The following is a 20,180-nucleotide window of genomic DNA, read 5'->3' on the forward strand; positions in this document are numbered from 1 at the left end:
GACTGATGGACGGCCGGGCGCCGGCCGGGCCACCGCGGCTGCGCAACTTCGTCGCCGGCGACTTCGTCGACGGCGGGTCGACGTTCAGCAAGGTGAGCCCGGTGACCGGCGAGCAGGTCTTCGAGGTGGTCGAGGCGTCGAAGTCCACAGTGGACGACGCGGTGGCCGCCGCCCGGGCCGCGCTGCGCGGGCCGTGGGGCCGGATGGGCGAGCGGGAGCGCGCCGAGGTGCTGCGCCGGGTCGCCGACGAGCTGGAACGCCGCTTCGACGACCTGGTCACCGCCGAGGTCGCCGACACCGGCAAGTCCATCGCACAGGCCCGCACGCTGGACATCCCTCGGGGCGCGGCGAACTTCCGGGCGTTCGCGGAGATCGTGGCGACCGCGCCCACCGAGTCGTTCACCACGGTCACCCCGACCGGCGGTCGGGCGCTCAACTACGCGGTCCGCAAGCCGGTCGGCGTGGTCGCGGTGATCGTGCCGTGGAACCTGCCGCTGCTGCTGCTCACCTGGAAGGTGGCCCCCGCGCTGGCCTGCGGCAACGCCGTGGTGGTCAAGCCCAGCGAGGAGACGCCGGCCTCGGCGACGGTGCTCGCCGAGGTGATGGCCGCCGCCGGCGTACCGGCCGGGGTGTTCAACCTGGTGCACGGGTTCGGGCCCGACTCGGCCGGAGAGTTCCTCACCCGGCACCCCGGGGTGGACGCGATCACCTTCACCGGCGAGTCGGCCACCGGCGGCGCGATCATGCGGGCCGCCGCCGACGGGGTGAAGGCGGTGAGCTTCGAACTGGGCGGCAAGAACGCCGGCCTGGTCTTCGCCGATGCCGACCTGGACGCCGCGGTGGCCGGTTCGGTGCGCTCCAGCTTCACCAACGGCGGGCAGGTCTGCCTCTGCACCGAGCGCATCTACGTCCAGCGTCCGATCTTCGAGGAGTTCACCGCCCGGCTGGCGAAGCGGGCCGGCGAACTGGCGTACGGCTGGCCGGCCGACGAGGCGACCGCCACCATGCCGTTGATCTCCCATCAGCATCGGGCCAAGGTGCTCGGCCACTATGAGCTGGCCCGCGCCGAGGGCGCCCAGGTGCTGACCGGCGGCGGCACGCCCACGTTCGGTGACGCCCGCGACGGCGGGTCGTACGTGCAGCCGACGGTGCTCACCGGGCTCGGCGCGGACGCCCGCACCAACCGCGAGGAGATCTTCGGCCCGGTGGTGCACGTCGCGCCGTTCGACACCGAGGACGAGGCGTACGCCCTCGCCAACGGCACCGAGTACGGACTGGCGGCGACCGTGTGGACCCGGGACGTGGGCGTCGCGCACCGCGCCGGCGCCCGGCTGGACGCCGGCATCGTCTGGGTCAACACCTGGTTCCTGCGCGACCTGCGCACCCCGTTCGGCGGGGTGAAGGCGTCCGGCATCGGCCGTGAGGGCGGCGTGCACTCGTTGAACTTCTACTCCGAACTCACAAATGTCTGCGTGGACCTGTCGTGAGCCACCGCAGCGAGGAGCGGGCATGAAAGCTGACATCGAGGCCGCGAACCGGGAACTGGCCGAGGCCCGCACCACCGGCAAGCCGTGCCCACCGCTGCGCGGCCGGCTGCTGGCGGAGGGCGACGTCGAGTCCGCGTACCGCGTGCAGCAGCTCCAGGCGCGGGCCTGGCAGGGCCAGGGCGAGCGCCGGGTCGGCGCGAAGATCGGGCTGACCTCCCGCGCGGTGCAGGAAAATTTCGGGGTCTTCCAACCGGACTTCGGCATGCTGACCGACGCGATGGCCGTCGCCGACGGTGCCGAGGTGGCCATCGACCGGCTGCTCCAGCCGCGGGTCGAGGCCGAGATCGCGTTCGTGCTCGGCAAGGACCTGCCGGACCCGCGGATCACCACCGTCGACCTGGTCCGCGCCGTTGACCACCTGCTGCCGGCGATCGAGATCGTCGACTCGCGGATCGCCGCCTGGGACATCTCCATCGTGGACACGGTCGCCGACAACGCCTCCAGCGGGCTCTTCGTGCTCGGCACCACGCCGCGCCGGCTCGCCGACGTCGACCTGCGGCTCTGCGGGATGGTGCTGGAACACGCCGGTGAGCCGGTCTCGGTGGGCGCCGGCGCGGCCTGCCTGGGCAACCCGCTGCACGCCCTGCACTGGCTGGCCGGCACCCTCGCCCGAGCCGGTGACCCGCTGCGCGCCGGAGACGTGGTGCTCTCCGGGGCGCTCGGCCCGATGGTGCCGGTCACCCCGGGCGCCGCGTACGAGGCGCGGATCTCCGGGCTCGGCTCGGTGCGCACGAGTTTCAGCAAGGGAGACAGCCAGTGACCGGCGTGGCGGTGCTCGGTTCCGGAAACATCGGCACCGACCTGATGATCAAGGTGCTGCGGCTCAGTGACCAGCTGCGGATGGTGGCGATGGCCGGCATCGATCCGGCCTCCGACGGCCTGGCCCGCGCTCGCCGGCTCGGCGTGGCCACCACCGCCGACGGAGTGGACGGGCTGGTCGCGATGCCCGAGTTCGCCGACGTCGAGCTGGTCTTCGACGCCACCTCGGCCGGCGCGCACCGGCGCCACGACGAGGTGCTGCGCGCCCACGGCCGCACGGTGGTCGACCTGACCCCCGCCGCCCTCGGCCCGTACGTGGTGCCGCCGGTCAACCTGGACGAACACCTGCACGAGCCGAACGTGAACATGGTGACCTGTGGCGGGCAGGCGACAGTGCCGATCGTCGCCGCGGTGCGCCGGGTCACCCCGGTGGCGTACGGGGAGATCGTCGCGTCGATCGCGTCCCGCTCGGCCGGGCCGGGCACCCGGGCCAACATCGACGAGTTCACCGAGACGACGGCCCGGGCCATCGAGGTGGTCGGCGGCGCCGAACTGGGCAAGGCGATCATCGTGCTGAACCCGGCGGACCCGCCGCTGCTGATGCGCGACACCGTCTACTGCCTCTGCCCGGACGCCGACGCCGACACCGCCGCCATCGCCGCCTCGGTCGCGGAGATGGTGGCGACCGTGCAGGAGTACGTCCCCGGCTACCGACTCAAGCAGGACGTGCAGTTCGACCGGGTGCGGGCGTACCTGCCGACGCTCGGGCGTCAACTCACCGCCCTGCAGGTGTCGGTCTTCCTGGAGGTCTCCGGTGCCGGTCACTACCTGCCGGCGTACGCCGGGAACCTGGACATCATGACCTCCGCCGCGCTGCGTACCGCGGAGCGGCTGGTCGCGCTGCGCTCGTCGGAGGTGACCGCACGATGACGGACCTGTACATCCAGGACGTGACGCTGCGCGACGGCATGCACGCCATCGCCCACCGGTACACGGTCGAGCAGGTGCGCACCATCGCCGCCGCGCTGGACGCCGCCGGGGTGGCCGCGATCGAGGTGGCGCACGGCGACGGGCTCGCCGGCTCCAGCGTCAACTACGGCCACGGCGCCGCGAGCGACGCCGAGTGGATCTCCGCTGCCGCCGAGGTGCTCACCACGGCGAAGCTGACGACCCTGCTGCTGCCGGGCATCGGCACCATCGCCGACCTGAAGGCCGCGAAGGCCCTCGGGGTGACAAGCGTCCGCATCGCCACCCACTGCACGGAGGCGGACATCTCCGCGCAGCACATCTCCTGGGCGCGGGAGAACGGCATGGACGTGGCCGGGTTCCTGATGATGTCGCACATGAACGACCCGGCCGGGCTGGCCGGGCAGGCCAAGCTGATGGAGTCGTACGGGGCGCACTGCGTCTACGTCACCGACTCGGGTGGCCGGCTGCTGATGTCCGACGTGGCGCAGCGCGTCGACGCGTACCGGCAGGTGCTGGAGCCGGAGACGCAGATCGGCATCCACGCCCACCACAACCTGTCCCTCGGGGTGGCCAACAGCGTGCTCGCCGTCGAACACGGCCGGGTCACCGGGTCCGCCCCGGCCGGCGCCGACGCGGCGCACGGCCGGACCGTGCGGGTGGACGCCTCGCTGGCCGGGATGGGCGCCGGTGCCGGTAACGCCCCGCTGGAGGTCTTCGTCGCGGTCGCCGAACTGCACGGCTGGCGGCACGGCTGCGACGTGTTCGCGCTGATGGACGCCGCCGACGACCTGGTCCGTCCGTTGCAGGACCGGCCGGTCCAGGTGGACCGGGAGACGCTCTCCCTGGGGTACGCCGGGGTCTACTCCAGCTTCCTGCGGCACGCCGAACGGGCCTCGGCGAAGTACGGCGTCGACGTCCGGTCGATCCTGGTCGAGCTGGGCCGGCGCCGGATGGTCGGCGGCCAGGAGGACATGATCGTGGACGTGGCGCTGGACCTGGCTGGTCAGCGCGAGGAGGAAGTGACCCGATGATCGGCGTGGACACCGCGGGTATCGCCGCGAAGCTCGGCGCGGCGGCGGACACCGCCACCCCGATTCCGCAACTCGCGGCCGAGGTGGGGCTGGACGTGCCGGGCGCCTACGGGGTGCAGGCGGCGCTGGTGCAGCGCCGGCTGGACGCCGGCGAGCGGCTGGTCGGGTTGAAGATGGGCCTGACCAGCAAGGCGAAGATGGCGCAGGTCGGCGTGGACGAGGTGATCTGGGGGCGGCTCACCGACGCGATGCGGGTGCCGGACGGCGGCGTCGTCGACCCGGCCGCGTACATCCACCCCCGGGTCGAGCCGGAGGTGGCGTTCCTGCTGGACCGGCTACCCGAGCCGGGCGAGCAGGTCGGCGACTTCGCCTCGGCGGTCCGCGCGGTCGCCCCGGCGATCGAGCTGATCGACTCCCGGTACGCCGACTTCCGGTTCTCCCTGCCGGACGTGATCGCCGACAACACCTCGGCCGCCGCGTTCGTGATCGGGCCGTGGTCGCCGGTGCCGGACGGGCTGGACAACCTCGGCGTGTTGCTGGAGGTCGACGGGCGGGTCGTTCAGGTCGGCTCGACGGCGGCGATCCTCGGTGATCCGCGCCGGGCGCTCGACGAGGGCATCCGGCTGGCCGGCCGGCACGGCGTGCGCCTGCAGTCCGGCTGGGTCTTCCTGGCCGGCGCCGCCACCGCCGCGGTGCCGCTGCGTCCCGGTGCGCATGTGCGGGCCGTGGTGGAGAAGCTCGGCACGGCGTCGCTGCGGGCTTCCTCATGACCGCCCGGGTCGTGGCCGGCAAGGCCACGCCGCGGGGGGCGTTTCCGCACGTCAAGGTCGCGGGCGGGTTCGTCTTCGTCTCCGGTACGTCGTCGCGGCGGGCGGACAACTCGTTCGCCGGCGTCGAGGTGGACGAGTTCGGGACGACGAACCTCGACATCCGGGTGCAGACGCGCGCGGTCATCGAGAACGTCCGGGACCTGCTGCGCTCGGTCGGTGCCGACCTGCCCGACCTCGTCCAGGTGACGTCGTACCTGGTCAACATGAATGACTTCGGTGGTTACAACGAGGTGTGGGCGGAGTTCTTCGACGCGTCGGGGCCGACCCGCACCACTGTGGCGGTGCACCAGTTGCCGCACCCGCACCTGCTCATCGAGATTCAGGCCGTGGCCCTTCTTCCCTCGGGAGGTCAGTCGTGAGTGAGATCGCCGAGCCGTTCAGTTTTCCGGGCTGGATCGCGGAGAACCAGCACCTGTTGAAGCCGCCGGTCGGCAACAAGGAGATGTTCCCCGGCGGCGACGACTTCATAGTGATGGTGGTGGGCGGGCCCAACCAGCGCACCGACTTCCACGTGGACCCGTACGAGGAGTTCTTCTACCAGGTCAAGGGCAACATGCACATCAACCTCATGACCCCCGAGGGGCCGCGTACGGTGCACGTGCGCGAGGGGCAGATGTGGATGCTGCCGCGCAACACCCCGCACTCGCCGCAGCGGCCCGAGGCCGGTTCGATCGGTGTCGTGGTCGAACGGGTCCGCGAGGAGGGCACGCTGGAGACGTTCCAGTGGTACTGCCCGGAGTGCGGGCACAAGGTGCACGAGGTGGAGTTGCAGGTCCGGGACATCGCCGCCGACCTGCCGCCGGTGTTCCAGGCGTTCTACGCCGATGAGGCCGCACGCACCTGCGCCAACTGCGGCACGCTGCACCCGGGCAAGGGCTGATGCCCGCAGGCATCGTCGACGTGCACACGCACGTCGTACCGAAGGGATGGCCGGACCTCGGCGCCGCGTGCGGCGGGTCCGGCTGGCCCTGGCTGCGGGTCGACTCCGAGCGGGCCGCGATGATCATGGTGGGGGAGTCGGAGTTCCGCCCGGTCGGCGCCGAGTGCTGGGACGCGGCGAGCCGACTGGCCGACATGGACGCGGACGGCGTGGACGTGCAGGTGGTCTCGCCGACACCGGTCTTCTTCAGCTACGACCGCCCCGCCGACCAGGCCGTGAAGGTCGCCCGGATCTTCAACGACCTGACCCTGGAGGTCACCGCGGGCGGCGGCGACCGGCTGCTGCCGTTCTGCCAGGTGCCGTTGCAGGACCCGGACGCCGCCTGCGCCGAGCTGGACCGCTGCCTGGCCGCCGGGCACGTCGGCGTGGAGATCGGCAACCACGTCGGCGACCGGGACCTGGACGACGCCGGCGTGGTCACCTTCCTCCAGCACTGCGCCGAGGTGGGCGCGCCGGTCTTCGTCCATCCGTGGGACATGCCGGGCGGCCCCCGGCTGGACCGGTGGATGGCCCGCTGGCTCACCGGGATGCCCGCCGAGACGCACCTGTCGGTGCTGGCGATGATCCTGGGTGGCGTCTTCGACCGGGTGCCGGAGACGTTGCGGATCTGCTTCGCGCACGGCGGCGGCAGCTTCCCGTTCTGGCTCGGCCGCGCCGACAACGCCTGGCACCGCCGTGGCGACCTGGTCCGTGGCGCGTCGGCAGCTCCGCCGAGCAGCTACGTCGACCGGTTCAGCGTGGACTCGGTGGTCTTCGCGCCGCCCGCGCTGCGCCTGCTGGTCGACACGATGGGAGAGGACCGCGTGCTGGTCGGGAGCGACTATCCGTACCCGTTGGGCGAGCGGCCGGCCGGCGCGGTGGTCCGCGCGGCCGACTTCCTCACCGCCGGCCAGCGCGACAAGCTCCTCGCCACCAACGCCCTGCGCTTCCTGCACGGCTGAGCGCGGTCGCCCTCCCCACTACGGCGGCCGGTAGCCGATCGTCGGCGCGTGACGAGTGCACCGGAGGCCGGCGGCCGGCAGGATGACGGCATGGCCGACATGCACGACCTGACCGCGTTGGAGCAGGCCGCCGCGATGGCACGCGGCGAGCTGTCCAGCGTCGACCTGGTCGAGCACCACCTGCACCGGGTGGCGGCGATCGGCGACACCGTGGGCGCGTTCGTCACTGTCACTCCGGAACTGGCCCGGGAGGCCGCTCGCGCGGCCGACGCCGTGCCAGCCGAGAGCCGTGGCCCGCTGCACGGCGTACCGACCGCGATCAAGGACCTCACACTCACCGCCGGGGTCCGCACCACCTTCGGGTCGGCCGCCTTCGTCGACTTCGTCCCGCCGGTCGACGCCGACGTGGTCCGGTTCATCAAGGCCGCCGGTCTGGTGAGCCTGGGCAAGACGACCACCTCCGAGCTGGGCTGCTCGCTCTACTCGGAGGGCCGGGTCGCGCCGCCGGCCCGCAATCCGTGGCAGCTCGCGTACACCGCCGGTGGGTCCAGCGGCGGCGCGGCGGCGGCTGTCGCGGCCGGGTTGGTCCCGGTCGCGCAGGGCTCCGACGGCGGCGGCTCACTGCGTATCCCGGCGTCGCTCTGCGGCCTCGTCGGCTACAAACCCAGCCGCGGCCTGGTCTCCGGCGGGCCGCTCGGCTCCGGCGCTTTCGGCCTGCCCACCAGCGGGCCGCTCGGCCGGACCGTGACGGACGTCGCCGCGCTGCTCGACGTCATGGCCGTGCCGGTGCCCGGCGAGCCCTACCTGCCGCCGGCCGCGCCGCCCGGCGGCTACCTGGCCGCCGCCCGCCGGGCCGAGCCCGGCCGGCTGCGGATCGGCCGGTTCACCACCCCGATGCTCGCCGACGAGCCGGTGCATCCGGACTGCGTGGCCGCCGTGGACCGGGCTGCCGCGCTGCTCACCGCGGCCGGTCACGAGGTGGTCGAGGTGCCCGCGCCGCTCGGGCCCGAGGCGTGGCCGCTGTTCGAAGTCATCTGGTACGTGCTGGCGCTGGCTCCGGTGCCACCGCAGCGGGAGTCGGAGCTGCTGCCGCTGACCCGCCTGCTGCGGGCCCGGGGCGCCGAGGTCTCCGCCGGCGCCCTGGCCGCCACCCTCGGTGAGTTGCAGGCCCAGGTTCGCCTGGGCGCCCGCCGCACCGCCGGCTGTGACCTGCTGCTCTGTCCCACCCTGGCCACACCGCAGGCACCCGTCGGCTGGTTCACCGCGGACGGCGACCCGGCGGCCGATTTCGACAGGCAACGCCGGTTCTCGCCCTACTGCGCCATCTTCAACGTCACAGGCGATCCCTCCGTGTCTCTGCCGCTGGGCACCACCACCGACGGTCTGCCCGTCGGGGTGCTGCTCACCGGCCGGTACGGCGACGACGCGCGACTCATCGCGGCCGCTGCGCAACTGGAGAACTCGAGTGACCAACGGGATCGGCACCCCGCAATCTGGCGGGCCGTCGACTCCGCTAACGTGAATGGCGACGGAGTCGACCGATCGCCATCATGATCGTTCATCCGACCCGGTTGTTCGAGGTCCTTCTTCCGCCTGGGGGCGTTGGGATTGTCTGTTACCGAGACGTTGCTGGTCTTCGTCGGCATCCCGGTGGCCGCGGTGCTGGTGATCGCCGGCCTGGCGTACGCCGGTGGCCGCGGCGGTGGTACCGGCGGTGGTGGTGGCTCCAAGCGCTACCGCCCGGGCCGACCCTTCGACTTCACTCCGGTCTGGTTCCTGGGCCGGCCGGAGCAGCTGGCCGACTCGGCCGGCACCGCGCTGGCGGCGGGCGCGCAGGCGCCCGCGCTGACCAGCCACAAGCTTGAGCAGGCCAGCGTTGAGGCGCCGGCCGGTGGAACCGGAGGCGCAAGTGACCGTTGGTGAGGAGCAGGCCGGGACGGGAAATCCGCCCGAGGTGCTGGACGGGCCGTTCTCGACCCGCCAGTTGCTGCGCATCGACGAGGCGCTACGCCTGGCCGACCAGGGCACCGGCCTGGTCTTCTCGATCTTCGTCGGCAGCCTCGACGAACCGGTCCGGGAGCACGCCCAGCGGCTGCACCGGCAGCTCGCCAACCCGGACAGGTCGGTGCTGATCGCGGTGTCGCCCAACCAGCGGCAGCTGGAGATCGTGACCGGACGGCACGCCCGCAAGCGCATCCCCGACACGTACGTCAAGCTGGCCGCGCTCTCCATGGTCGGCGCGTTCAGCGGGGGCGACCTGGCCGGCGGCATCATCAACGGCCTCGACCAGCTCGCCAGCCACGCCGGCAAGGGCTGACCCGCGTACGACGAAGCCCGGCCCGCGATCATCGGGCCGGGCTTTCGTGTTTCCGGGTGCACTTTCGTGTTTCCGGGTGCATCAGCGCGGCCAGGCGCTCGGGTCCAACCTCATAGTCCACGGCTCATCCACGGTCACCGCGTCGTCCGGACCAATGGTGCCGACCAGGTCGTAGTGCACGTCCTTGACCAGGCGGTAGCGGTAGATGATTGGGCCGAAGTCGCCTCGCTCCACACGCCAGTAGTGCGGAATCCCCGCTTCAGCGTAGAGACCGGGTTTGGTGAAGCGGTCATGCCGGCGGCTCGTCGGCGACTCCACTTCGACAACGAGACTGACGCCCTGCGGTTGATGCCAACGCACACCACGTGGGGTGTTTGGCTTCAGCACCGTCACATCCGGGATCAGGTTGCCCGACGGGAGCCCCAGCCCGATCTCACGAATAATCCGCCACCCATCTGGTGCCGCAGACCCGATGGCCGTCCGAATGCTGTCGGCCAGCTCGTGGTGATCGTCGTCGGCCGGTGGGGTCACGTGCAGGCTCCCGTCGATGATCTCGTAGCGGTTCCCATCCTCGGGAAGGTTGAACAGGTCCTGCTCGCGCCACGCGCGCGCAAGGGGCCGCCACTCGTCGGTCGGCTGTGCCATCACGTCCACCTCCTACCGTCACGATAACGTCAGGGGCCGGCGCGGGCTCACACCCACGCCGGCCCCGGGCCGGACAACGCTGCTCAGGCGATCTGGGCGTCCTTCGCGCGGGCCTTGAGCGCCCGCATGACACCGTCACGGCCCTCGGCGACCAGTCGGCGCAGCGGGCCGGGGTGCCCGTCGCCGGCCAGCCACGCGTCAGTGGCCGCCACCGTGTCGTCCTCCACCAGGTAGGTCGGGTACGCCAGCTGGGCGAACTCCTGCGCCGGCTCGCTGTCCCGGGTGGCCCACACCTGGCCGACCGCCGCGAAGTACCGCTCCCGGTACGGGGCGACCAGCTCCACCTGCGCCGGGTGGGCGAAGCCCTGCAGCAACGCCCGGTGCCGCCAGTTGGGCAGCGCGTCCGGGCCGGTCAGCAGCGCCCACACGGCGGCCTTGTTCTCGGTGGTCGGCACCAGCGCGTGCGCGTACGCGGCCTCCCGCTCGCCGCTGGCGGTGCGGTCACCGGCCAGCTCCGCCTCGATCTCGGCCGCGCCGGCCGCGCCGTTCGCCACCAGCGCGCCGAGCACCGTCCACCGCAGCTCGGTGTCCACGGTCAGCCCGGCCGGCACGCCGGAGCCGTCCAACCAACCGCGCAGGGTGGCCAGGTCCTCCTCGGAGCGAGCCGCCGAGGCGTACGCCCGGGCCCAGGCCAGCTGGAACCCGCTGCCCGCCTCGGCCGCCGCGAGCGCGTCCCGCGCCGTACGGGCCAGCTCGGCCCAGCCGGTCGGCGCCCAGGCGGGGTCGGCGTACAGGGTGAGCGTGGTGGTCGCCTGCCGCAGGGTGGCGGTGACCAGGTTGATGTCGGTCTCGGCGGGCAGCCCGCTGACCACCAGCGCCACGTAGTCCCGGGCCGCCAGCTCGGCGTCGCGGGTCATGTCCCACGCCGCGGTCCAGCACAGTGCCCGGGCCAGCGACGACTCGAAGCCACCGATGTGCTGCACCACAGTGGCCATCGACCGGTCGTCGAGGCGCAGCTTGGTGTAGCTCAGGTCGTCGTCGTTGAGCAGCAGCACGTCGGCCGCGCGGACGCCGCGCAGCTCGGCGAGGTCGGTCCGCTCGCCGGTCACGTCCACCTCGTGCCGCTCGCGGCGGACCAGCCGCCCGTCGGTCAGGTCGTACAGGCCCACGCCGATCCGGTGCGTCCGCATCGTCGGGTACGCGGCCGGCGCCTCCTGCCGGACGACGACCTGCTGGTACGTGCCGTCCGCGCCGATCGTCACCTCCGGGCGCAGCGTGTTGACCTGCGCGGTCTCCAGCCACTGCGCGGCGAACTTGCGCAGCTCCCGGCCCGAGGCCGCCTCCAGCTCGGTGAGCAGGTCGTCGAAGGTGGCGTTGCCCCAGGCGTGCTTGCCGAAGTACGCCCGCAGCCCGGCCACGAACGGCTCCTCACCCACGTACGCGACGAGCTGCTTGAGCACGCTCGCGCCCTTGGCGTAGGTGATGCCGTCGAAGTTGACCTCCACGGCCTCCATGTCCGGCATCTCGGTGTAGACCGGGTGGGTGGAGGAGAGCTGGTCCTGCCGGTAGCCCCAGTTCTTCCGGATGGACAGGAACGTCGTCCACGCCTCGGTGAAGCGGGTGGCGTTGGTGTTGCACCAGTGGCTGGCCCACTCGGCGAATGACTCGTTCAGCCACAGGTCGTTCCACCAGCGCATGGTGACCAGGTCGCCGAACCACATGTGGGCCATCTCGTGCAAGATCGTGTTGGCGCGCTGCTCGTACTCGAAGTCGGTGACCTGCGAGCGGAACAGGTAGTGCGACTCGGCGTGCGTCACGCAGCCGAAGTTCTCCATCGCGCCGGCGTTGAAGTCGGGCACCCAGAGCTGGTCGTACTTCGGCAGCGGGTAGCGCACCCCGAACTTCTCGTGGAAGAAGTCGAAGCCCTGCTTGGTGATCAGGAACAGGTCGTCCGTGTCGAGGTAGGGCGCCATCGACGCCCGGCAGAACGCGCCCAGGTCGATGCCGTCGTGGGTGTCGCGCACCTCGTGGTACGGCCCGGCGCAGAGCGCAGTGATGTACGTGCTCATCCGGGGCGACTCGGTGAAGTGGAGGGTCTTGAGCCCCTCACCCGCCGGCTCCTCACGCTGCACCGGCATGTTGGACACCACCCGCCAGTGCGCCGGCACGGTGGCGTGCCAGGTGTACACGCTCTTCAGGTCCGGCTGGTCGAAGCAGGCGAAGACCCGCTGCGCGTCGGCCGTCTCGAACTGGCTGTAGAGGTACGTCTCGCCGTCCACCGGGTCGACCGTGCGGTGCAACCCCTGACCGCTGTTGGAGTAGCCGAAGTCGGCCTCGACCACAAGGGTGTTCTCGCTGCCCAGCCCGGACAGGGTCAGGCCCTTCTCGGCCGACCAGTCGGACAGGTCGACCGGAGCCCCGTTCAACGTGGCGGAACGCACCGCGTCGGCGGCCACCTCGATGAACGTGCTCGCGCCCGGCTCGGCGCAACGGAATCGGACCTCGGTCGTCGACCGGAACGTGCGGCCGCCGGCCAGCACGGCGGTCGACAGGTCCAGACTGATGTCGTACCCCGTCACGTCGAGCAGGCGTGCCCGCTCGGTCGCCTCCACCTGCGTCAGGTTGCGCACTCCCGGCACTGTTCGTCTCCATCCCACATCTCGCCGTACGCCCGGCGGCGCCCGTTTGCCGACCGCTCGTGGCGGCCGGTCCGGATCCGAGTCTTCCACGTACCGGCAGCCGGCGGTGGCCGAGGTCACGCTCTGATTCGGGTGCCAGCCGGAGCGGGCCGGGGTGAAGATTCGTGGAGACGCCGGATCGCCGGCGCCACCTGTCGCGAAGGGACCTCACCGTGACCGAACGTGTCGCCGTGGACATGTGGTTCGACCCGGCCTGCCCGTGGGCGTGGATCACCTCGCGCTGGCTGCTCGAGGTCGAGAAGGTCCGTGACGTGGACATCCGCTTCCACGTGATGAGCCTGGCCGTGCTCAACGAGGGCCGGGACGAGTTGCCCGAGGAGTACAAGGAGTTCCTGAAGACCGCCTGGGGACCGGTGCGGCTCTGCATCGCCGCCGAGCAGCGGTACGGCGGGGATGTCCTCCGCAAGCTCTACACCGCGCTCGGCACCCGGATCCACCTCGACAAGGAGGAGCGGGGTCGGGAGCTCTACGTCGCCGCGCTGGCCGACGCCGACCTGGACCCGGCGCTGGTCGAGGCCGCCGACAGCACCGAGTACGACGAGGCGCTGCGGGCCAGCCACGAGGCCGGTATGCGGCCGGTCGGGCAGGACGTGGGCACCCCGGTGATCCACGCACCCGGCCCGGACGGCGGGCAGGTCGCGTTCTTCGGCCCGGTGATCACGCCCGCCCCGAAGGGGGAGGCCGCCGGCCGCCTCTGGGACGGCGTACTGCTGGTCGCCGGCACGCCGGGCTTCTACGAGCTCAAGCGCACCCGCGAGCAGGGCCCGATCTTCGACTGATCCACGACCACCACGCGCCCCCGTTCCGGACACCGTCGGCTGCCCGGGCGGGGGCGCGTCGCGTCGGACGCGGGGTGCGCCGCCGGGGGCCGGGAACGGTCACGGCGTCACCGGTGGGCGGGCGGCCTCGTTTCCCTCGGTGTCCGCCGCAGCGACCCGCAGGGCCGCACCCCGCAGCTCGTGGAGGCAATCCCGATGGCCAAGCACCGTGCGTCCGGTGACGATCAACTGACCCGGCAGGGGGTGATCGAGACTCCCGGCGCGGCCTACTGGTCGGTCGACGACTCCCGCTGGCGGGTGGTCCGTCCCGACCTTCCCGCCCACCTGGTGGACCTGCTCGCCCCGCCCATCGTGGTCGGCGTGGCCCGGGTCCCGGTCACCTCCCGCCTGACCCCGCCCGCCGACAGCACGCCGGCGGATGGTCCGGCGCCGCTCGCGGTGCCCGTGCTGGACGTCCAGGTCACTCCCGCGCCGTCGTCGGCCGCGCCGGCCGTACCGTCGCCGGCCGTACCGTCGTCGCCCCCGCCGGCCCTGCCGTCGTCGCCCGCGCCGTCCCTGCCGTCGGCGGCCGCGCCGGCCGAACCCGCGCCGCCTCCGCCGGCACCCGCCGCCCCGCGTCCGGTACCGACGCCGCCGCCGAACCCGCGACCCGTCCCCGCGCCGCCGCACGAGCCGCGCCCCGTGCCGGGGCCGCCCGCCGCGCCGCGCCGCAACGCGACCACCGGGCCCGCCGCGTCCGGCCGGCGGGGCAACGGCGGGTCCGCCGTCGCCGGCCGGCACCGTCGGGGCGCATCCGGCCGCGCCGGCTGACCGCTGCGGCCCGGCGCTTTCATCTGGTGGACGCCGCGCGGGTCCCCGCTACCGGCGACACCGTCGCCGGTAGCGTCAGCGGACATGACGGTCGTACATCCGATCGCCCGGGCCTGGATCACCACCGGCGGCACCGGCGCGCAGAACTACGACGAGTTCGCCGACGACGCGGAGATCACCGCGATCATCGAGGCGAACCCGCACAGTGCCCTCGGCATCGAGATGCCGCACCGAGCGCCGGAGAGCCAGGGGAAGTCCTTCCTCGACGCGCTGCCGGACGCGGTGGCCCGACTCGCCGAGGCGAAGGCCGACGGCAGTTACACCCCCGCCGAGCAGGTGGTGGTGCTCTACCGGATCAGCGCGCCGGACGACGACCCGGCGTACGGGCTGTTCGCGATGGTGGACACCGACCAGATCTCCACCCGGGCCGACGAGCCCGGCCTGGTCATCCGCAACGAGGACGTCTTCATCGCCAAGGTGCGTGAGCGGGTGGCGCTGGCCGAGTCGCTCGGCCACCTGCTCTCACCCGTACTCCTGCTCCAGACGGGGCGCGGCGACGAACTGCACGCCGCGCTCGCGGCCGCGACCGAGGCGGCCGGCGCGCCCGCCGCCACGGACACCGACCAGGCCGGGCGCACCCACGCCATCTGGCTGCTCGGCCCCGGCCCGGAGCAGGACGAGCTGACCGGCCTCGCCGGCGGCGGGGACCTGGTCGTCGCCGACGGCAACCACCGCAGCCTGGCCGCCCAGACCGGCGGGCTGCCGCGCTTCCTGGCCGTGGTGACAACGCCCGCCTCGGTCGCCATCCAGCCGTACAACCGGCTGGTCAGCGAGCTGACCACCACGCCGGACGAGCTGCTGGACCGGCTGCGCGCGGCGGGCGCCGAGATCGAGCCGATCGACGGCCCGGTCGAGGTCCCGGCGGCCGGCGGCACCGTCCACCTCCGGCTGCCCGGCCAGGGGTACGCGGTGCGCCTGCCCGGCACCGCCGGCGACCGCCTGGAGAACCTGGACCACGCCCTGGTCGAGCGGCTGCTGCTGCGCGACGCGCTGGGCCTGGACCCGGGCGACAAGCGGATCACCTACGTCGGTGGCGACTACCCGGCGAGCTGGCTCACCGGGGAGGTCGACGCCGGGCGGGCCGAGCTGGCGATCCTGATCGCGCCGGTGACCGTCGCGGACTTCGTCGCGGTGAACCTGGCCCGGGAGAAGATGCCGCGCAAGAGCACCTGGTTCACCCCGAAGGCGCGCGGCGGCCTGGTGGTCGCCGAACTGCCCCGCTGAGCGACCGGCCGCACGGCCGTGTGACGAACCCGGCTCGGGGACGCCGCCCCTGCGGCGTCCCCGCCCACGGCCTGACAGACTTCCCGGTATGCGCGTCTACCTGGGATCCGACCACGCCGGTTTCGAGTTGAAGGTGCACCTGGCCAACCACCTGGCCAAGCAGGGGTACGACGTGGTCGACGTCGGCCCGCACAATTACGACCCGGACGACGACTACCCGACGTTCTGCCTGCACACGGGCGACCGGGTGGTGGCCGACGAGACCGGCCTCGGTGTGGTCATCGGCGGTTCCGGCAACGGTGAGCAGATCGCCGCGAACAAGGTCGCCGGGGTCCGGGCCGCGCTGGCCTGGAACGTCGAGACCGCTCAGCTGGCCCGCCAGCACAACGACGCGAACGTGGTCGCGGTGGGCGCCCGCCAACACACCCTGGACGAGGCCACCGCCATCGTCGAGGCGTTCCTGAACACCCCGTTCTCCGGCAACGAGCGGCACGCCCGCCGGATCGCCCAGGTGGCCGCGTACGAGCAGACCCGCCAGCTACCCGACCTGCCCTAACCACCGCCCCTCCCGCCCCCGCGCCCCCGCCCGCGCCCCGCGGCGCTGCCCACGCTCCCTTGCGCGTCGATCTAGGGCCAATCGCTGTGGATGGAGATCCACTAGTGACGATTCCCCCTAGATCGGCGTGCGGTGGGCGCGCGGCGGGCGGCGCGGCGGGCGGCGTGCGGCGGGTGGCGGGTGGGGGTGGGGCACGCGTCAGCGTGGCGAGCGGGGGAGGTCTTCGCGGGGCACCCAGTTGCGCCGGACGACCACCACCCGGGCCTCGGCCTCAGCCAGGTCGTCGTCGGTGGGGCGGGCCCCGTCCCGGGCGCGCAGCGCGGCGCTCAGCCCGACCTGCGACGAGCCGGAGCCGACCAGCCCGCGCAGACCCCGCTCACCGTCGCGCTCGTCGTTGGCCGGGCCCCGACGGCGGGGCGGTGGATCAGCGCCGTCGTGCACCGCGGCGGTGCTGGCCGTCGGGCCGTCGGCACCCTGCCCGGCCGGCTCGGAGCCGGGGTGGTGGCGCAGCCGCCGTCGTCGTCGGTCCGGGTCGCCCATCAGCCGACCGTACCTCGTCGGGTGTGGGATTCGGCACCGTCGTGCCGGCCCGCGTCAGACGGGCTCGGCGACCGATTTGCCGGCTGGCTACCCTCGGATCCAGGCGCCGGTGGTGTCGCCGGCCAGGGGGAGGACGAGATGGCAGACCAGACGCAGCCGTGGGCGGAGCGGACCGTGGAGGTGCCACCGCAGGCCGGCGTCGGGGTGCCGCCGCAGCGGGACGGGTTCCGCCGGGGCGTCGCTCCGGTGGGTCAGCCGCGCGACCCGCGCACCGAGCCGTTCCCGACCGTCGAGCAGACCCCGACCGGCACCGGCTGGGCGGACGGCCCGGAGCCGCGCCGGCCGCTGAGCTGGCGTCTCGCGCAGCTGCGCCGCGGCGGCGAGTGGAGCGCGGCGGCCGGGCTCTTCGCGTTCGTGTGCTGGGGGATCTGGGCGCTCTCCGGCCAGGGCGACCTGACCGGCCCGCTGCTGGTGCTGGTGCTGAGCCTGCTGGTGGCGGTCGGTCTGTTCGCGCTGGCCCGGCTGGTCGGCAGGGTGGTGCTGGAGCGGCAGCTCGGGCGGGTCCGGCGCAGCGCGCGGGGCGCGCATCTGGCCACCGCGGTCTTCCTCGCCGGCCTCGGGGTGGCCTGGCTCCAGCAGACGGAGTGGGTCGTCTCGGTCTGGAACTGGATCTCCTCGAACTGATTCGGGTACGCCCGGGCGGGTCGGCCAGCGCCGCCCGCCCGCGCGTCCGTTCGCGGCACGCCGCGACACCGGTCGTCTCCCCACCAGGCTGGGCCGCTGCTTACCCGGCCGGCCACGGTTCATCCGTGGCCGGCCGGTCCGACTGACGCGACGGAGGGACCTGCTCGGTCCGGCGGTGCGGCGGTCAGTGGGTGCCGCCGTGCCCCTGGGCGTCGGCACGCGGCGAGGCGACCCGAGCGGCAGGGTCCTCGACGCCGGGCTCGCCGCCGTCCGGGGCGACCATCCCGTCGTAGTTGTAGAGCGGTCGGCCGTCCTCGTGCTTGGTGGTCTTGATGTAGCGGTGCATCATGCCGTCGATCTCCAGCTCGACGAGGGCGTCGCCGCCGGTGTCGTGGGTGCTGCCGTCGCGGGGCCCGCCAACCAGGTGTGCCGTGTTGTTCGTGTCCATGAAGAGGCCGTACCCGGCGGTCACGGACCGGAAACGGCCGGCGGTGCCGCGCCCGAGGACACCCGGGCGCGGCACCGGCGGAAGGTCAACGGGCGGCGGGTTGGGCGGCCGCGTAGTCGCGGGCCACCCGGACCAGCTCGACCAGGCCACCGGCGTACTCCTGCGACTCGCCGTGTGCCTCGTCGAACGGCGGCTGGAAGCCGACGCCCTCCCACTGGCCGGTGGTCGGGTTCCACCGGTCGTTGCCGACCTCGAAGTCCCAGGCGAAGATGCCCAGCTCGTAGTAGAGCTGGTCGGCCGAGTTACCGGCGGCCGAGTAGAGCACGTCGGCGACCGGGCCGGTCTGCGACGGCCAGGTGACCGTCCCGCGCTCCTGCGCGATGGCGCCGACGATCCGTCGCGCGCTGTCCAGGAACATCTTCGACTCGTCGATCGACGGCCGCGGGAGGGTGACCCGCCCGTCGGCCCGGTACGCCCCCGGCGGCCACATGAAGTACCCGCCGTAGGAGTGCACGTTCATCGCGAACTTGATGTTCGGGTGGGCCTGGGCGAGCGCGACCACGTTGCGGCTCTCCGCCTCGGACAGCTCCGCGCTGCCCGCGTAGTTGCCCGAGAGGCAGTTGGCGCTGGCGCCCACATAGCCGTCGAAGTAGGACCCGACGGTGTAGTTGCGGTTGACGTCGACGCCCCACGAGGTGCGGTACCGCGGGTCCCGGGTGGGCCCGGTGCAGTGGTTGACCAGGTTCTTGCGCTGGAAGTTGTAGTCGTTGAACGAGTAGTTCGCGCCGTCCGGGTTGACCGTCGGGATGACGAACACGTCGACCTGCTCCAGCAGTTCGCGGGTGGCCGGATCGGTGCGGGCGTTGGCCAGCATCCGCTCGGCGAACTCCAGCGTCACCAGCGGCGTGGCCCACTCCCGGGCGTGTTCCTGGGAGTACGCCAGCACCCCGACCCGGGAGCCGTCCCGGTGTACGCCGAGGCGCAGCGCCTGGACCGTCCACGGCTTCGCCGGCACCTCGGTGCCCTGGAGCCCGTCGTCGAGCCGGGCCGGACCGGCGACCGGCATCGGCAGCCCGGCAGAGCCGTCCTCGACGGTGGCCCGGAACCGGTTCGGCTGGCGGGCGTTGATCGCCGCCGCGACCTCGTCGGTGGTGCTCACCGTCTTGCCGGCGGTGTCGGTGGCGAGCGTGACCGTGAGGACGCGGTCGCGGTAGCTGACGGTCAGCGGCCGGTTCCGCCGGCCCGGGTCGACCGTCCGTACCTGCACGCCGTTCATGCCCTGATCGCCGAAGCGGACCGACTCGACCACCACGGCGGACACCGCCGGGTCGCCCAGGTACGCGACGGCGTTGCGCCGGTACCCCTGGGTCCGGTTCGGCAGGTTGATCACGTCCACCAGGCCCCGGTACTGGCGAGCCAGCCGCTTGATCCGCGCCTGGATGTCCACCGGCGTCAGGTACGCGTCGATGAAGTCCTTCTGGTAGCCGGCTGGCAGCGGCGGCGGGGTCGCGTTCGGCCAGAGGGCCGGTGTGACCGCGCGGCTGACCCCGCCGAGGCTGGAGGTGGCGGTCAGCTGGACCGGCCGGTTCGGCACCGGCTGGGGGAGCGCGTAGTGGTACTGGTACTCGCCGGAGTCCTCGAACCGGGACAGCGGGAACGACCCGGTGGTGCCGTCCGCCGTACGCCAGCTGACGGTGATCTCCACGTCCGGGTCGTCGGTGGCGGTGGTGGCCACCTGCGCCTGCAGGAACGTCTGCCCGCTCGTGGTCCACCAGTACGCCTGCTGCACCTGGAGGGTGTCCACCGCGGCGGCGGCCGTGGTCCGCTGGCCGGAGGCGGAAGCGCGCAGCCCGGCGGCGGTGCGGGCCTGAGCCGCGCGGACGCTCTCGGCGTGGTGCCGGCTGCCGTCCCCGGCGCGCTGCACGATCTGCACGGCGGTCGCGCCCTGCGCGGTCAGGTCGGCGAGCTGGGCGCCGGTCAGCACCAGGTCGGCGAGGATCCGTCCGTCCCGGGCCCGGGGTCGGTTGGCCAGGTCGGCTCCGGTGGCGACCAGGCGGTCGAGCTGAGCCTGATCGCGGAGCTGCACCCGGACCAGGGCGGTCTCGGTGGCGGTCAGGGTGATCGGTGTGGCCGGGGCGGCGGGTGCCGCGGTGCCCTGGCCGGGATGGGACAGTACCGCGCTGACCAGGATCGCTGTGGTCGCGGCAGCTGTCCACCGTCGTCGGACGATCATGTGCCCTCCTGACGGACGTCAATGGGTCTGGTCCTTACACCAGTCCATAGATCGACAGCTGTCAAGGGAATGATCGGTAAGTACCACGTACGGGCGTCGCTCCGGACCGCCGCCGAAATCCAGGGACAGCGTCGCGGCGGGAAGCGTCGTAGGCTGTGCGGCCGGCGG

21 protein-coding genes are annotated in these 20,180 nt (G+C 72.8%); 16 read left to right on the plus strand and 5 right to left on the minus strand.

Annotation, left to right across the window (positions count from 1 at the left end; genetic code table 11):
• The first annotated feature begins 5 nt into the window (after positions 1-5).
• From GA0070607_RS18685 to GA0070607_RS18735, 11 genes are all read left to right on the plus strand, one after another.
• Positions 6-1,487 (plus strand): 2-hydroxymuconic semialdehyde dehydrogenase, encoded by a 1,482-nt coding sequence (locus GA0070607_RS18685; protein ID WP_089021932.1) that lies wholly within the window; start codon positions 6-8, stop codon positions 1,485-1,487.
• Positions 1,488-1,509: 22 nt separating this feature from the next.
• A complete protein-coding gene (locus GA0070607_RS18690) occupies positions 1,510-2,307 on the plus strand; it encodes a 2-keto-4-pentenoate hydratase (RefSeq protein WP_089019357.1) in 798 nt (265 codons plus the stop codon).
• Positions 2,304-3,236, plus strand: a complete 933-nt coding sequence (locus GA0070607_RS18695; RefSeq protein ID WP_269458385.1) for an acetaldehyde dehydrogenase (acetylating) — start codon at positions 2,304-2,306, stop codon at positions 3,234-3,236. The genes GA0070607_RS18690 and GA0070607_RS18695 overlap by 4 nt, the downstream gene beginning before the upstream one ends.
• Positions 3,233-4,306, plus strand: coding sequence for a 4-hydroxy-2-oxovalerate aldolase (gene dmpG / locus GA0070607_RS18700; RefSeq protein WP_089019358.1), 1,074 nt, complete (start codon positions 3,233-3,235; stop codon positions 4,304-4,306). The genes GA0070607_RS18695 and dmpG overlap by 4 nt, the downstream gene beginning before the upstream one ends.
• Positions 4,303-5,076, plus strand: a complete 774-nt coding sequence (locus GA0070607_RS18705; RefSeq protein WP_089019359.1) for a 2-keto-4-pentenoate hydratase — start codon at positions 4,303-4,305, stop codon at positions 5,074-5,076. The genes dmpG and GA0070607_RS18705 overlap by 4 nt, the downstream gene beginning before the upstream one ends.
• On the plus strand, positions 5,073-5,495 hold the full coding sequence (locus GA0070607_RS18710) for a RidA family protein (protein WP_089019360.1): 423 nt from the start codon (positions 5,073-5,075) through the stop codon (positions 5,493-5,495). Before GA0070607_RS18705 ends, GA0070607_RS18710 begins: the two co-directional genes overlap by 4 nt.
• A complete protein-coding gene (locus GA0070607_RS18715) occupies positions 5,492-6,016 on the plus strand; it encodes a 3-hydroxyanthranilate 3,4-dioxygenase (protein ID WP_074313809.1) in 525 nt (174 codons plus the stop codon). The genes GA0070607_RS18710 and GA0070607_RS18715 overlap by 4 nt, the downstream gene beginning before the upstream one ends.
• Positions 6,016-7,017: an amidohydrolase family protein gene (locus GA0070607_RS18720; RefSeq protein ID WP_089019361.1), complete on the plus strand. Its 1,002-nt coding sequence runs from the start codon at positions 6,016-6,018 to the stop codon at positions 7,015-7,017. Before GA0070607_RS18715 ends, GA0070607_RS18720 begins: the two co-directional genes overlap by 1 nt.
• Positions 7,018-7,107: 90 nt before the next feature.
• Positions 7,108-8,571, plus strand: coding sequence for an amidase (locus tag GA0070607_RS18725; RefSeq protein ID WP_089019362.1), 1,464 nt, complete (start codon positions 7,108-7,110; stop codon positions 8,569-8,571).
• A 48-nt stretch (positions 8,572-8,619) separates the two neighbouring features.
• Positions 8,620-8,940 carry an aa3-type cytochrome oxidase subunit CtaJ gene (gene ctaJ, locus GA0070607_RS18730; RefSeq protein WP_456299219.1) on the plus strand — a complete coding sequence of 107 codons (321 nt, stop codon included), beginning with the start codon at positions 8,620-8,622 and terminating at the stop codon, positions 8,938-8,940.
• A complete protein-coding gene (locus tag GA0070607_RS18735) occupies positions 8,927-9,334 on the plus strand; it encodes a DUF5130 family protein (protein WP_089019364.1) in 408 nt (135 codons plus the stop codon). The genes ctaJ and GA0070607_RS18735 overlap by 14 nt, the downstream gene beginning before the upstream one ends.
• 81 nt (positions 9,335-9,415) lie before the next feature.
• Here GA0070607_RS18735 and GA0070607_RS18740 read toward each other — a convergent pair whose 3' ends face one another.
• Positions 9,416-9,979 (minus strand): Uma2 family endonuclease, encoded by a 564-nt coding sequence (locus GA0070607_RS18740; RefSeq protein ID WP_089021934.1) that lies wholly within the window; start codon positions 9,977-9,979, stop codon positions 9,416-9,418.
• An 83-nt stretch (positions 9,980-10,062) separates the two neighbouring features.
• The gene (pepN, locus tag GA0070607_RS18745; RefSeq protein WP_089019365.1) at positions 10,063-12,609 is read right to left on the minus strand and encodes an aminopeptidase N; all 2,547 of its coding nucleotides are present in this window, start codon (positions 12,607-12,609) and stop codon (positions 10,063-10,065) included.
• 221 nt (positions 12,610-12,830) lie between these two features.
• Between pepN and GA0070607_RS18750 the strand changes: the two genes are divergently transcribed.
• From GA0070607_RS18750 to GA0070607_RS18765, 4 genes are all read left to right on the plus strand, one after another.
• Positions 12,831-13,457: a mycothiol-dependent nitroreductase Rv2466c family protein gene (locus GA0070607_RS18750; RefSeq protein WP_089019366.1), complete on the plus strand. Its 627-nt coding sequence runs from the start codon at positions 12,831-12,833 to the stop codon at positions 13,455-13,457.
• A gap of 195 nt (positions 13,458-13,652) precedes the next feature.
• Positions 13,653-14,267: a hypothetical protein gene (locus GA0070607_RS32405; RefSeq protein ID WP_157743178.1), complete on the plus strand. Its 615-nt coding sequence runs from the start codon at positions 13,653-13,655 to the stop codon at positions 14,265-14,267.
• A gap of 84 nt (positions 14,268-14,351) precedes the next feature.
• Entirely contained in the window at positions 14,352-15,551 is a 1,200-nt protein-coding gene (locus tag GA0070607_RS18760) for a DUF1015 family protein (RefSeq protein WP_089019368.1), read from the plus strand.
• Positions 15,552-15,639: 88 nt separating this feature from the next.
• A complete protein-coding gene (locus GA0070607_RS18765; RefSeq protein ID WP_089019369.1) occupies positions 15,640-16,107 on the plus strand; it encodes a ribose-5-phosphate isomerase in 468 nt (155 codons plus the stop codon).
• Positions 16,108-16,305: 198 nt separating this feature from the next.
• Here GA0070607_RS18765 and GA0070607_RS18770 read toward each other — a convergent pair whose 3' ends face one another.
• On the minus strand, positions 16,306-16,647 hold the full coding sequence (locus GA0070607_RS18770) for a hypothetical protein (RefSeq protein ID WP_089019370.1): 342 nt from the start codon (positions 16,645-16,647) through the stop codon (positions 16,306-16,308).
• A gap of 138 nt (positions 16,648-16,785) precedes the next feature.
• Here GA0070607_RS18770 and GA0070607_RS18775 point away from each other — a divergent pair, with 138 nt between their 5' ends.
• Positions 16,786-17,331 (plus strand): hypothetical protein, encoded by a 546-nt coding sequence (locus tag GA0070607_RS18775; protein ID WP_089019371.1) that lies wholly within the window; start codon positions 16,786-16,788, stop codon positions 17,329-17,331.
• 184 nt (positions 17,332-17,515) lie between these two features.
• On the opposite strand, the gene GA0070607_RS18780 is transcribed toward GA0070607_RS18775, so the two are convergent.
• Together GA0070607_RS18780 and GA0070607_RS18785 are read right to left on the minus strand one after the other, a co-directional pair.
• The gene (locus GA0070607_RS18780; protein ID WP_089019372.1) at positions 17,516-17,854 is read right to left on the minus strand and encodes a hypothetical protein; all 339 of its coding nucleotides are present in this window, start codon (positions 17,852-17,854) and stop codon (positions 17,516-17,518) included.
• Positions 17,855-17,864: 10 nt separating this feature from the next.
• Complete coding sequence (locus GA0070607_RS18785; RefSeq protein ID WP_089019373.1) at positions 17,865-20,012, minus strand: M14 family zinc carboxypeptidase; 2,148 nt, start codon at positions 20,010-20,012, stop codon at positions 17,865-17,867.
• Positions 20,013-20,180 lie beyond the last annotated feature (168 nt).

Origin of the sequence: Micromonospora coriariae, assembly GCF_900091455.1 — a bacterium.
In the GTDB taxonomy this organism is placed as follows: domain Bacteria; phylum Actinomycetota; class Actinomycetes; order Mycobacteriales; family Micromonosporaceae; genus Micromonospora; species Micromonospora coriariae.

Excerpts from the sequence above, each read along its gene's own strand:
- GA0070607_RS18785 (WP_089019373.1), bottom strand. The coding sequence starts at position 20,012 with ATGATCGTCCGACGACGGTGGACAGCTGCCGCGACCACAGCGATCCTG.
- GA0070607_RS18740 (WP_089021934.1), bottom strand. The coding sequence starts at position 9,979 with ATGGCACAGCCGACCGACGAGTGGCGGCCCCTTGCGCGCGCGTGGCGC.
- GA0070607_RS32405 (WP_157743178.1), top strand. The coding sequence starts at position 13,653 with ATGGCCAAGCACCGTGCGTCCGGTGACGATCAACTGACCCGGCAGGGG.
- GA0070607_RS18720 (WP_089019361.1), top strand. The coding sequence starts at position 6,016 with ATGCCCGCAGGCATCGTCGACGTGCACACGCACGTCGTACCGAAGGGA.
- GA0070607_RS18725 (WP_089019362.1), top strand. The coding sequence starts at position 7,108 with ATGGCCGACATGCACGACCTGACCGCGTTGGAGCAGGCCGCCGCGATG.
- GA0070607_RS18765 (WP_089019369.1), top strand. The coding sequence starts at position 15,640 with ATGCGCGTCTACCTGGGATCCGACCACGCCGGTTTCGAGTTGAAGGTG.
- dmpG (WP_089019358.1), top strand. The coding sequence starts at position 3,233 with ATGACGGACCTGTACATCCAGGACGTGACGCTGCGCGACGGCATGCAC.
- GA0070607_RS18760 (WP_089019368.1), top strand. The coding sequence starts at position 14,352 with ATGACGGTCGTACATCCGATCGCCCGGGCCTGGATCACCACCGGCGGC.
- GA0070607_RS18705 (WP_089019359.1), top strand. The coding sequence starts at position 4,303 with ATGATCGGCGTGGACACCGCGGGTATCGCCGCGAAGCTCGGCGCGGCG.
- GA0070607_RS18710 (WP_089019360.1), top strand. The coding sequence starts at position 5,073 with ATGACCGCCCGGGTCGTGGCCGGCAAGGCCACGCCGCGGGGGGCGTTT.
- GA0070607_RS18775 (WP_089019371.1), top strand. The coding sequence starts at position 16,786 with ATGGCAGACCAGACGCAGCCGTGGGCGGAGCGGACCGTGGAGGTGCCA.
- GA0070607_RS18690 (WP_089019357.1), top strand. The coding sequence starts at position 1,510 with ATGAAAGCTGACATCGAGGCCGCGAACCGGGAACTGGCCGAGGCCCGC.
- GA0070607_RS18770 (WP_089019370.1), bottom strand. The coding sequence starts at position 16,647 with ATGGGCGACCCGGACCGACGACGACGGCGGCTGCGCCACCACCCCGGC.
- GA0070607_RS18685 (WP_089021932.1), top strand. The coding sequence starts at position 6 with ATGGACGGCCGGGCGCCGGCCGGGCCACCGCGGCTGCGCAACTTCGTC.